This is a genomic window from Streptomyces sp. ActVer, from assembly GCF_027270795.1.
Taxonomy (GTDB): Bacteria; Actinomycetota; Actinomycetes; order Streptomycetales; family Streptomycetaceae; genus Streptomyces; species Streptomyces umbrinus_A.
Window position 1 is genome coordinate 26124 of record NZ_JAPWHT010000044.1, and the last position, 11766, is coordinate 37889.

Consider the following 11766-nt stretch of genomic DNA (forward strand, 5'->3'; position numbering starts at 1 on the left):
TCGTGACCACCGTCCGGCTCCCCCTCTTCCCCCTGAACTCGGTGCTGTTCCCCGGGCTCGTACTGCCCCTGAACGTCTTCGAGGAGCGCTATCGCGCGATGATGCGCGAGCTCCTGAAGACCCCCGAGGACGATCCACGCCGGTTCGTCGTCGTCGCCATCCGCGACGGCCACGAGGTCGCGTCCACCGCGCCCGGCATGCCGGACCAGACCGCCGTACCCCAGCGCGGGCCCGCGGCCGGCTGCGGCGACGACGCGGCGAAGGCCTTCCACGAGGTCGGGTGCGTCGCGGACGCCGCGACCATCCGGGAACGGGCCGACGGCAGCTTCGAGGTGCTCGCCACCGGGACGACCCGGGTACGGCTGCTCTCCGTGGACGCCTCCGGTGCCTTTCTGACGGCCGAACTGGAGGAGCTGGAGGAAGACCCGGGCGAGGAGGCCGGCGCACTGGCCGAGGGGGTGCTGAGGGCCTTCCGGCAGTATCAGAAGCGGCTCGCGGGGGCCCGGGAACGGTCCCTGTCGACCGGGGCCGAGCTGCCGGACGAGCCGGCCGTCGTCTCGTACCTGGTCGCCGCCGCGGCGATGCTCGACGTACCGGCGAAACAGCGGCTGCTCCAGGCCCCGGACACGGCGTCCCGCCTCCGCGAGGAGCTGACGCTGCTGCGTGCGGAGACCGCGATCATCCGCAACCTGCCGTCGCTGCCCGCGTCGGAGCTGACGCGGGGGCCGACGAGTCTCAACTGACGTGGACCACCGAGGGCAAAGGGCACGGGTCTTGGCGAAGAAGTCGAAGAAGCAGCAGCAGTCGGGCGGGACGCCCGCGACCGTGGCGCTCACCGCGGCGGGCGTCGAGTTCACGGTCCACTCCTACGAGCACGACCCCTCGCACCCCTCGTACGGGGAGGAGGCGTCCGAGGCGATGGGCGTCTCCCCGGACCGGGTCTTCAAGACCCTGGTCGCGGACGTCGACGGGGAGCTCACCGTGGCCGTGGTGCCGGTGGCCGGCTCGCTCGACCTGAAGGCGCTGGCCTCGGCGGTGGGCGGCAAGCGGGCCGCGATGGCCGATCCGGCCGCCGCGGAGCGTTCCAGCGGGTACGTGCGTGGGGGTATCTCGCCGCTCGGGCAGCGGAAGCGGCTGCGTACGGTGCTGGACGCGTCGGCCTCGGCCCACGCCACCGTTTGTGTGTCCGCGGGGCGGCGGGGGCTTGAGGTGGAGCTTGCTCCGGAGGATCTGGCGAAGCTCACGGATGCGGTTCTGGCTCCCGTCGGGCGTGCGTGACCCCTCGACGGGGGGCCGGTTCTCGGTTAAGTACCCAGGACATGTCGAAGAAGACGCGTAAGAGGAAGTGGCGGGTCAAGAAGGGCCGGTCGAACCACGGGCATCGGCCGGCATAGGACCGTTTTCAGCTGCGGGTGCGTGGGGGTTGCTCGCGCAGTTCCCCGCGCCCCTTACGGGCCGCTGTGAGGGAACTGGGGCTGGTCGTACGGATCCGGGTCCCTTGGGGCGAACAGAGCCGTCAGGCCCAGGTGGACCAGGAGGGCCGAGACGGACCAGGCGAGCAGGGCGCCCTTGGCGTTGAGGACGAGGGGGGCGTCGAAGGTGACGCCCTTGCCTGCCTCCTTGGCGTGGGCGATCACGTCCTGGGTGGGGCCGAGCCAGATGCCCAGGCGCCAGGCGAGCAGGGAGGCGAGGATGCCTCCGACGGTGAGCGCGACGATCAGCGGGATGCCGCCACGCCGCCGCAGCAGGAAGACCACCACCGCGGTGACCAGGCCGAAGCCGACCGCGAGCAGGGAGAAGGTGCCGTCCACGCCGATGACCTGCTCCCCCTCCACGTCCTTGGGGTAGACCGCCGCGCCGTCCGAGACCAGCGGCACCCGCGGCGCCAGCCAGCACCACAGCAGTCCGAGCAGCACGCCGCCGATCGCCGTCGCGACCGTGATGACGGCGGCCTCGCGCAGTTCGGTCTTCATCCCGGGGCCGTCCTCCTCATGAACAGGCGCGTACCCGGGGGGCGGCGCCTGCCAGACGTGGTGCGGAGGCTGGTGGTTCGGCTGTGGAGGCGGAGTCAGCGGTGCGGTCACACCGACATCGTGCCAGGCCTGCCTGTCAGCCGCGTCACCGGACGGCCGCCCGGCGGTAGGCCCAGGTCGCGACGGCCAGCGAGGCGACGCCGACGCCCGCGCACACGGCGAGGTCGAGCAGGACGACAGCCCAGTCCGGGTCCGCCCCGAAGGTCAGCCCGAAGGCCTCGACGCCGTACGTGGAAGGCAGCAGGTCACGCGCGTACTGGACGACCGTCGGCAGCCGGTCCGGCGGCAGCACACCGAGCAGCAGTGCGGCGGACATGCCCAACTGTCCGAGCAGTGTGGCGAGTTCGGGCCGCGGGGCGAGCAGTCCGAGCGCCGCCCCGAGCCCGGCGAGCGCGGCGCCCGCGAGCGGGATGACGGCGAGGAGGATCCACAGGTGGGTCAGCGGCAGCCCGAAGAGCATGCAGCCGACCACGGCGGTGACGAGCGTCCCGGGCACGGTGAAGGAGGCGTACGCGGCTGCCGCGCCCAGCACGACGGCGGCGGGCGGCACGGGCAGCGTCGCGTAGTGGTCGAGGCCGCCGCTGGCGCGCAGCTGGCCGAAGTACTGGGCGAGCAGGTTGAGCGCCACGAACGCGACCACGAGGACCGACGAACCGGCCACCACGGCACGTGCCTCGTCCCCGCCGTCCACGACCCCGCGCATCAGGACCATGATCCCGACGGACTGGAAGGTCGCCACGAACAGCAGCGGGATCCGGGCCACCCGGGCCCGGGAGAGCTGCGCCCGGTAGACGGCGGCCAGCGCCGGCCACAGCCGCGCGCGCGGCCCGAGCCCGGCAACGGCACGGACTCCGTCCTCGGTGTCCGTGCCATGACCGGACCGACTCCCGTCCGCACGGGCTGCGCCGGGCAGGACCTCGGCGGGTACGACACTCACGTCGAGCGGCTCCTGTTCGCTTCGGCTGTCGTCCTGTACCTGTTCCGTACGGCTGTGGAGGCCCGCACGCTCATGCCTTGACCAACCCCCGTACGTTTCCGGCGCTGCCGCCCAGTGCCAGGTACACGTCCTCCAGGCTAGGCGTCGCGAGCGTGAAGTCGTCCAGTGCCGCGAAGGCGGCCCCGCCGGTGACGGCCGCCACGGCCGCGCGGGCCTCATCGGGGGCGAGCCGCAGCGACCAGCGACGGCCCGACTCTACGGCCCGGTCGCGCAGGGCGGCGACCTCGGGCACGTCGAGGGGCGCCCGCTCGCGCCAGACGAGTTCGAGGCGCACCTCGCCGGCGACCTGCTCCTTCAGCCCGGTGGGCGTGTCGCAGGCGATGACACGGCCCCGGTCGAGGACGGCGACGCGGTCGAGGACCGTCTCCGCCTCGATGACGTTGTGGGTGACCAGGAGGACCGTCGTGGCGTGCTCGACGCGGCGCCGGTCGACGGCACCCCAGACGGCGCGGCGGGCGACGGGGTCCATGCCGCTGGTGGGCTCGTCCAGGACGAGGAACGGCCGCGCGCCGACGAGCGTGGTGGCGAAGCAAGCGAGTCTGCGCTGCCCGCCGGACAACTTCTTCAGTGGCCGCGCGGCCAGCGCAGTGAGCCCCAGCTCCTCCAGGACCTCGTCCCGCTCGGCCCGCGCGCTGCGTACGTCGAGCCCGCGCAGCCGCCCGGTGGTCTCCGCGGCGAGCGACACGGTCAGCTCGTCGAGCGCGGTGGACTCCTGTCCCAGGTACGCCAGGATCCGCGCCGCCCGCTCGGGGTGGCGCACGATGTCGTGCCCGAGGATCTCGACACTGCCGCGGTCGGGGCGCATCAGCCCCGTCAGCTGCCGTACGAGGGTGGTCTTGCCCGCTCCGTTCGGTCCGAGCAGCCCGAAGATCTCACCTCTCCGGATGTCGATCCGTACCCCGTCGGTGGCCCGCACCTCGGGTGTCCCGGGTGCTCCGCGCCGCCCACGCACCGCCGGATAGGTCTTCGTCAGATCCCGCACCGCGCACACGACATCCCCACCGTGCCCGTTCCGGACTCCCTGTGCGGTGCGCGTACTCACGAGGACTGAGGGTACGGGGTCCCACCCCCAAACCAACGCCCGGGGCGGGCATACGCCCAATATCGGCCCCACCAGGGCCACGGACCAGCGCCCCGCAAGGGGCGCGAAGAACTGCGCGACAAGCCCCCACCGGCCCGCAGTGAACAGCGCTCGGTCACGCCCCTTCAGGGGCGCGGGGAACTGCGCGAGCAACCCCAACCCAGCCGCATACAACAACGCCGGGTCGCGCCCCGTCAGGGGCGCGGGGAACTGCGCGACAAGCCCCCACCGGCCCGCAGCCGACCCACAACCCTCCGGGGCGGCGCCGAACCAACCTCAGCCGAACCCTCTACTCCCCCGCGGGAGCATGCTCGGCAGCGGTCCGCACATCGATCTCCCGCCAGAACCCCGCCCGAATCGCATACCGATCATGCTCATCGATCTGATCGTCCTTGTGCGCAAGCAGCCCGAACCGAGCCGCATACCGCAACAACTCCCCGTCGATCCGATGCGGCACCCGCGGATACATCGTCGACAGCTTCTGCAACTGGGCCTGGTCCGACAACCGCCCCATCCACCGCCGAGCAAACACCTGCCCGACCTCGTACGGATCCCCACCCACCGTCGTGATGTCCTCCTCACGATCGGCCCACCGCTGCTCGGCCGACGTGAGCTGCGCGAGCGTGGGCAGCAGCGCGGCCTCCGCGGACTCCGCGGCCGTACCAGGCCGGTCGACCCACCCCTTGTCGGAGGACCACCGAAGCGTCGCGTTGGCGGGCTGCGGATGCGCATGCGTCCCGGGCGCCCGCAACGCGGCCAGATCCTTGGGCGTCGGAACGCCCCCCTTGGCGGCCGGCGCCCTCTCCTCCGTGCCGTTCTCACTCGGCGCGGCCTGCGCGTGCTCGGCATCCCGCGAGGGCCGCTCCCCCGCGGAGGACAGCGCGGACTCGGGCAACGGCGCGGAGAGGATCGCGGCGATCTCCGGCCGCGGAACGGGCGGCGGCGCGCAGACCCCGCCGAGATCCTTGGCCTGGACGGCCTTGGTGATCCAGATGCGGTCGAGGACCCGCCGCTCGTCGGCCTCGGCGACAAGGTCCTCGGACTGGTTGTAGTCGCCGTCGGCGGCCTGCACGGCCCACAGATGCACGGCGACCCCGTGCTCCTTCGCGGCCATCATGCCCGGCAGCAGATCACCGTCCCCGGTGACCAGCACGACGTCGGAGCAGGCACGGTTGCGCGCCAGCTCCGTGAGCTCGGCGTGCATGGCGGCGTCCACGCCCTTCTGCGCCCAGCGCCCGTCGCTGCGGGTCAGCGCGCCCAGGCGCACCGTGACCCGTGGCATCACGCGCAGTCTGCGGTGCTCGGGCTGCGGTACGCGGTCGGGGGCGCCGTCGAACCAGTAGATGCGCAACAGGGGCCGTTCCGTGTCGGACTCGGCGCGCTCGCGCAGGCCCTGGATGAGGGCGGCGTGGTCGACGGTGATCCGGGAGCGGGAGGAATCCCCGGCGAGGAGACTGGCAGCAGCCCCGAGCAGGTACCCGGCGTCCACCAGGACAATGCAGCGGTCCACGCGATCCACCCTCTTTCCGGGAGGTTTGCTTCGGGCTTCCTTCGAGTCTGCCCGACCCTGCGGAGGTTAACGGCCGGAACTCGATCTTCGGCGTGGCGGATCGGAAGATCACTCACCGACAGGGCTTATTACGCACGGTAATTCTCCGAAATGCGCCCCTTATCCTTGTATGTGAGTCTGGTCCCGGCCCTGGCCCCGAGATCCCCCGTAGGAGGCAGATCACCATGGCCAAGAACAAGAACCGCAAGCAGGGCGGGCAGCAGGACCGCTCCTCGCAGGCTGAGCGCGCGCAGGAGCAGGCGGACCGGTCCTCGGCGGAGGCGCAGCAGTCGCCGATGTCGCAGGCCCAGGGCAGCCCCGCCGATGTTGCCCGTAAGCACCAGAAGCGCTTCGGCCACAACTGAGGCCCGTACGAGGCCTGTTGAGGGCTGCTGAAGCCCAGGCACACGACGAGGGGCGCATCCGCGACGGATGTGCCCCTCTCGTATCTCGCCCACCGGTTCAGGTCGTACCTCGACCACCGGTTCGGACCTCCTGGTACCTCGGCTGCCCCTCAGCCCGCCAGGCAGGACGGCCCGAGCAGCACTTTCAAGTCACCGAAGAGCGCGGGGTCCGGCTTCACCCGGTGCCGGTCGAGCCGCAGGACCGTGGTCTTGCTCGGGCCCTGGAGCCTGATCCGCACCTCGCTCTCGCCCTTGTGATGACTGAGGATCTCGCCGAGCCTGCTGATCATCGGCGGGGTGACCTTCAGCGCCGGGATGGTGAGGATCACGGGCGCGTTGGTGCCCGCGTTCGACAGGTCCGGGACCTGGAGTTCCATCGCGACGAGCCGGGGCACGTCCTCGCGCTTGTCGAGGCGTCCCTTGACGAACACCACCGCGTCCTCGACGAGTTGGGTCGACACCAGCTGATAGGTCGCCGGGAAGAACATGCACTCGATGGAGCCCGCGAGGTCCTCGACGGTGGCGATCGCCCAGGCGTTGCCCTGCTTGGTCATCTTGCGCTGCAGGCCCGAGATGATCCCGCCGATGGTGACCACCGCGCCGTCCGAGTGCTCGCCGCCGGTGAGCTGGGCGATGCCCGCGTCCGCCTTGTCGGACAGCACGTGCTCCAGGCCGAAGAGCGGGTGGTCTGAGACGTACAGGCCGAGCATCTCCCGCTCCTGGGCGAGCAGGTAGGCCTTGTCCCACTCGTCGGTGGTGAACTCGACGTCGAGCCCGAAGCCGGGCTCGCTGCTGTCGTCCTCGCCCATGCCGCCGAAGAGGTCGAACTGGCCCTCGGCCTCCTTGCGCTTGACCGCGACCACGTTGTCGATCATCGGCTCGAAGTGCGCGGTGAGGCCCTTGCGGGTGTGCCCCATCGTGTCGAAGGCGCCGGCCTTGATCAGCGACTCCGTGGTGCGCTTGTTGCACGCGGCCGCCTCGACCTTGTCGAGGTAGTCGGGGAACGAGCCGTACTTCCCCTTGGCCTTGCGGCTGCGGATGATCGACTCGACGACGTTCGTACCGACGTTGCGCACCGCCGAGAGGCCGAAGAGGATCACGTCGTCGCCCTGCGCGGCGAAGTTCTGCTCGGACTCGTTGACGTTCGGCGGCAGGACCTTGATCTTCATGCGCCGGCACTCGTTGAGATAGACCGCCGACTTGTCCTTGTCGTCCTTGACCGAGGTGAGCAGCGCGGCCATGTACTCGGCCGGGTAGTTCGCCTTCAGATAGCCGGTCCAGTACGACACCAGCCCGTACGCGGCGGAGTGCGCCTTGTTGAACGCGTATCCGGCGAACGGGACCAGCACGTCCCACAGGGCCTGGATCGCCTCGGCGCTGTAGCCGTTCTTCTGGGCGCCCTCCTGGAAGAGGACGAAGTTCTTCGCCAGCTCGTCGGGCTTCTTCTTGCCCATCACGCGGCGCAGGATGTCGGCCTCGCCGAGCGAGTAGCCGGCGATGATCTGGGCGGCCTTCTGGACCTGCTCCTGGTAGACGATCAGGCCGTAGGTGACCGCCAGGACCTCTTCGAGCGGCTCCTCCAGCTCCTTGTGGATCGGCGTGATCTCCTGGCGCTTGTTCTTGCGCTCCGCGTAGTTGATGTGCGAGTTCATGCCCATCGGGCCCGGCCGGTAGAGGGCCGAGACGGCGGAGATGTCCTCGAAGTTGTCGGGCTGCATCTGGCGGAGCAGCGAGCGCATCGGGCCGCCGTCGAACTGGAAGACGCCGAGGGTGTCACCGCGGCAGAGCAGTTCGAAGGTCTTGGGGTCGTCCAGCGGGAGGGAGAGCATCTCCAGGTCGATGCCCTTGTTGGCCTTCACCATCTTGATGGCGTCGTCCATGATCGTGAGGTTGCGCAGGCCCAGGAAGTCCATCTTGAGCAGGCCGAGCGACTCGCACTGCGGGTAGTCCCACTGCGTGATCGTGACGTTGTCGGTGTGCCGCACCCAGACCGGGGCGTGGTCGACGATGGGCTCGCTGGACATGATCACGCCGGCCGCGTGCACACCCATCTGCCGGACCAGACCCTCGACGCCCTTCGCGGTGTCGATGACCTTCTTCACGTCCGGCTCGTTCTCGTACATCCCGCGGATCTCACCGGCCTCGCCGTAGCGCGGGTGCTTGGGATCGGTGATGCCGTTCAGGTCGATGCCCTTGCCGAGGACGTCGGCGGGCATCGCCTTGGTGAGCCGGTCGCCCATCGCGTACGGGTAGCCCAGCACGCGCGCGGAGTCCTTGATGGCGTTCTTCGCCTTGATCTTGCCGTACGTGCCGATCATGGCGACCTTGTCGGCGCCGTACTTCTCCGTCACGTACCTGATCACCTCGACGCGCCTACGCTCGTCGAAGTCGATGTCGACGTCGGGCATGGAGACGCGCTCGGGGTTCAGGAACCGCTCGAAGATCAGACCGTGCGGGATCGGGTCGAGGTCGGTGATGCCCATGGCGTACGACACGATCGAACCGGCCGCGGAGCCACGGCCGGGGCCGACCGCGATGCCCTGCTTCTTGGCCCACATGATGAAGTCGGCGACGACGAGGAAGTACCCCGGGAACCCCATCTGGATGATGACGTCCATCTCGTACTCGGCCTGCTTCTGGCGGTCGTCGGGGACGCCGGCGGGGAAGCGGCGCTCCATTCCGCGGCGCACCTCCTCCTGGAACCAGGTGACCTCGGTGAAGCCTTCGGGGATGTCGAACTTCGGCATGAGGTTCTTCGCCTCGAACATGCCCGTCGTGTCGATCTGTTCGGCCACCAGGAGGGTGTTCGCACACCCCTCCTGCCAGGCCTCCGACGAGTCGACGGCGTACATCTCGTCCGTCGACTTCAGGTAGTAACCGGTCCCGTCGAAGCGGAAGCGGTCCGGATCGGAGAGGTTCTTGCCGGTCTGGATGCACAGCAGCGCGTCGTGCGCGGTCGCCTCGTGTGCGTACGTGTAGTGCGAGTCGTTCGTCACCAGCGGCGGGATGCCCAGCTTCTTGCCCACCCGCAGCAGGTCGTCACGGACCCGGCTCTCGATCTCGATGCCGTGGTCCATCAGCTCCAGGAAGTACCGGTCCTTGCCGAAGATGTCCTGGTACTCCGAGGCCGCCTTCACCGCCTCGTCGAACTGGCCGAGGCGCAGCCGGGTCTGCAGTTCGCCGGAGGGGCATCCCGTGGAGGCGATCAGCCCCTCGGACCACTGGGAGATGGTCTCCTTGTCCATCCGCGGCCACTTCTGCAGCCAGCCCTCGGCATACGCGTCCGAGGACAGCCGGAACAGGTTGTGCAGGCCCGTCTTGTTGGCCGCCCAGATCGTCTTGTGCGTGTAACCACCGGAGCCGGAGACGTCGTCCCGCTTCTGATGCGGCTGACCCCACTTGATCTTCCGCTTGTTGCGTCGCGACTCGGGGGCGACGTACGCCTCGATGCCGATGATCGGCGTGACGCCCGCCTTCTTGGCCGAGTGGAAGAAGTCGTACGCCCCGTGCAGATTGCCGTGGTCCGACATCGCGATATGGGTCATGCCCATCTCGTTGCAGGCGTTGAACATGTCCTTCAGCCGCGCGGCACCGTCCAGCAGCGAGTACTGGGTGTGGACGTGCAGGTGCGTGAACGGCGGCTTTGACACGGCTTCGGCCTCCAAGAAGAACTGGCGTCGACGAGCTCCCCAACAGGCTGCGCACAGTCCGGGGGACAGCGTCGAAGTCTATGCCGGAGCACTGACACTCGGAGCGGTCTCCCCCGTACCTTCGTGAGGGGAAAACGGGCACTCCCGCGTACCTTCGTCCGTTGGAAGATGACGGAGACATCCGCTCCGGCGGACGGCACGTTCCGTCCCACTTGTCATGCACCACCTGCACCAGGAGGCACCCAGCGATGTCGGTTCCGCAGCTCAGCGCCGAGCAACGCGGCGAACAGATCCTCGCCGTGTTCGACACCGCCTTCGGCGAACTGCTGGCCGCCGACCCGGCCGCGTTCCGCGTGAAGTTCCGGAAGATGGCGGCCTCCGCGTTCGCCTTCTACCGCGGCACGGCCGGCCTCTTCTACCACGACCTGGAGCAGGAGAAGCGGGGCGGACCGTACCTGGACGAGCGCACCTCGCGCGTGTGGGTCCACGGCGACCTGCACGCGGAGAACTTCGGCACGTACATGGACGCCCAGGGGCGCCTGATCTTCAACGTGAACGACTTCGACGAGGCGTACGTCGGCCCCTTCACCTGGGACCTCAAGCGCCTCGCGGCCTCGGTGGCCCTGATCGGCTACGCGAAGGCGCTGAGCGACGGACAGATCACCGACCTCGTCCGGACGTACGCGGCCGCCTACCGCGAGCGGATCCACGCCCTCGCGACGGGCGCCAAGAGCGACGAGGTGCCGCCCTTCACGCTGGACACCGCGCAGGGCCCGCTCCTGGACGCCCTGCGGGACGCCCGCTCGCTGACCCGCTTCGGGCTGCTCGACTCGATGACCGAGATCCGCGACTTCGAGCGCCGCTTCGCGCCGGGCGGCGGCTCCATCGAGCTGGACGCGGCCACGCGCTACAAGGTCCTCGCGGCCTTCGACGGCTACCTGGAGACGCTGCCGGAGGCGTCCCTGTCCCGCCCCGACTCGTACCGCGTGAAGGACGTCGTGGGCCGCCGTGGCATCGGCATCGGCTCGGCGGGGCTGCCCTCGTACAACATCCTTCTGGAGGGCGCCACCGACGCCCTGGAGAACGATGTGGTGATCTACATCAAGCAGGCCCAGACCCCGGCCGTCTCCCGGCACATCACGGACTCCTCGATCCGTGAGTACTTCCAGCACGAGGGCCACCGCACGGTGATCTCGCAGCGCGCCCTCCAGGCGCACGCGGACCCGTGGCTCGGCTGGACCGAGCTGGACGGCGCGGGCCAGCTCGTCGCCGAGGTCTCGCCGTACGCGGTGGACCTGGACTGGAGCGACATCGACGACCCGGAGGAGATCGCGGCGGTCGTCGCGGACCTCGGCCGGTCCACCGCCACCATGCACGCGGCGGCGGACGACGAGAGCGGCCACTCGGAGCTGGTGCCGTTCTCCACGGAGCGCGCCATCGACGCGGCGATCGCGGGCGACGAGGACAGCTTCGGCGACCTCCTTGTCGACTTCGCGCATGATTACGGCGCACGGGCGCGTGCCGACCACCAGATCTTCGTGGACCTTTTCCGTAACGGCCGGATTCCGGGTCTGTAGGCATCGCACAACGCACAGGAACCCTTTAGGGACCTCTTACAGGAGTACGTGGGACACTTTCCTCCGCTATGGACATATCCGGGACCCAGCTCAGAGCCGTGCGCGCGGCGCTGTTCACGGCACTCGTCGTGACGCTCAGCACCGCGTCGCACGTGCTGCTGTCCCAGGTCCCACTGCCGCTGACCACCGTGGCCGTGGTCGCGGGTGCCGTCTTCGTCGTCGCGTACGCGCTGGCGGGCCGTGAGCGCGGCTTCGGGCGGATCGCCGCCCTGCTGATCCCGCTGGAGCTGGCCGCCGACACGCTGTTCACCGCCGGCCAGCACGCCTGTTACGGCAAGGCGGGCGGCCCGGTCGCCGGCCCGCTCCGCTCGGTCGGTTTCGACGTGCTGTGCGGCGGCAAGGTCGGCACCCCGCTGGCGCGCGTCACGGGCGGCGAAACACAGCCCGCCGCGGCCCTGCTCGCGAACGCGGACCC

At 69.8% G+C, this 11766-nt stretch carries 9 protein-coding genes and 1 pseudogene; 5 read left to right on the forward strand and 5 right to left on the reverse strand.

The features are described 5' to 3' along the window. The first annotated feature begins 2 nt into the window (after window positions 1-2). Window positions 3-743: an LON peptidase substrate-binding domain-containing protein gene (locus tag O3Q52_RS10285; RefSeq protein WP_269648512.1), complete on the forward strand. Its 741-nt coding sequence runs from the start codon at window positions 3-5 to the stop codon at window positions 741-743. A 31-nt stretch (window positions 744-774) separates the two neighbouring features. Further along, the gene (ybaK, locus tag O3Q52_RS10290) at window positions 775-1278 is read left to right on the forward strand and encodes a Cys-tRNA(Pro) deacylase (protein ID WP_269648513.1); all 504 of its coding nucleotides are present in this window, start codon (window positions 775-777) and stop codon (window positions 1276-1278) included. A 170-nt stretch (window positions 1279-1448) separates the two neighbouring features. Here the strand turns inward: ybaK and O3Q52_RS10295 are convergent, their stop codons facing one another. The 4 genes from O3Q52_RS10295 to O3Q52_RS10310 form a co-directional block, all read right to left on the reverse strand. Next, window positions 1449-2084 (reverse strand): AAA family ATPase, encoded by a 636-nt coding sequence (locus O3Q52_RS10295; RefSeq protein WP_269648514.1) that lies wholly within the window; start codon window positions 2082-2084, stop codon window positions 1449-1451. Between the two features lie 34 nt (window positions 2085-2118). Continuing rightward, entirely contained in the window at window positions 2119-2970 is an 852-nt protein-coding gene (locus O3Q52_RS10300) for an ABC transporter permease (protein WP_269648515.1), read from the reverse strand. Window positions 2971-3040: 70 nt separating this feature from the next. Then, window positions 3041-4072: an ABC transporter ATP-binding protein gene (locus O3Q52_RS10305; protein ID WP_269648516.1), complete on the reverse strand. Its 1032-nt coding sequence runs from the start codon at window positions 4070-4072 to the stop codon at window positions 3041-3043. A gap of 328 nt (window positions 4073-4400) precedes the next feature. Next, entirely contained in the window at window positions 4401-5621 is a 1221-nt protein-coding gene (locus tag O3Q52_RS10310; protein WP_269648517.1) for an NYN domain-containing protein, read from the reverse strand. Between the two features lie 224 nt (window positions 5622-5845). On the opposite strand from O3Q52_RS10310, the gene O3Q52_RS10315 reads away from it, so the two are divergent. After that, window positions 5846-6025: a hypothetical protein gene (locus O3Q52_RS10315; protein WP_143637796.1), complete on the forward strand. Its 180-nt coding sequence runs from the start codon at window positions 5846-5848 to the stop codon at window positions 6023-6025. Window positions 6026-6174: 149 nt separating this feature from the next. On the opposite strand, the gene dnaE is transcribed toward O3Q52_RS10315, so the two are convergent. Further along, window positions 6175-9714 (reverse strand): DNA polymerase III subunit alpha, encoded by a 3540-nt coding sequence (gene dnaE, locus O3Q52_RS10320; RefSeq protein ID WP_269648518.1) that lies wholly within the window; start codon window positions 9712-9714, stop codon window positions 6175-6177. Window positions 9715-9962: 248 nt separating this feature from the next. Here dnaE and O3Q52_RS10325 point away from each other — a divergent pair, with 248 nt between their 5' ends. Both O3Q52_RS10325 and O3Q52_RS10330 read left to right on the forward strand, forming a co-directional pair. Then, complete coding sequence (locus tag O3Q52_RS10325) at window positions 9963-11291, forward strand: DUF2252 domain-containing protein (RefSeq protein ID WP_269648519.1); 1329 nt, start codon at window positions 9963-9965, stop codon at window positions 11289-11291. A 68-nt stretch (window positions 11292-11359) separates the two neighbouring features. After that, window positions 11360-11766 (forward strand): annotated as a pseudogene (locus tag O3Q52_RS10330) (hypothetical protein); the annotation flags it as partial.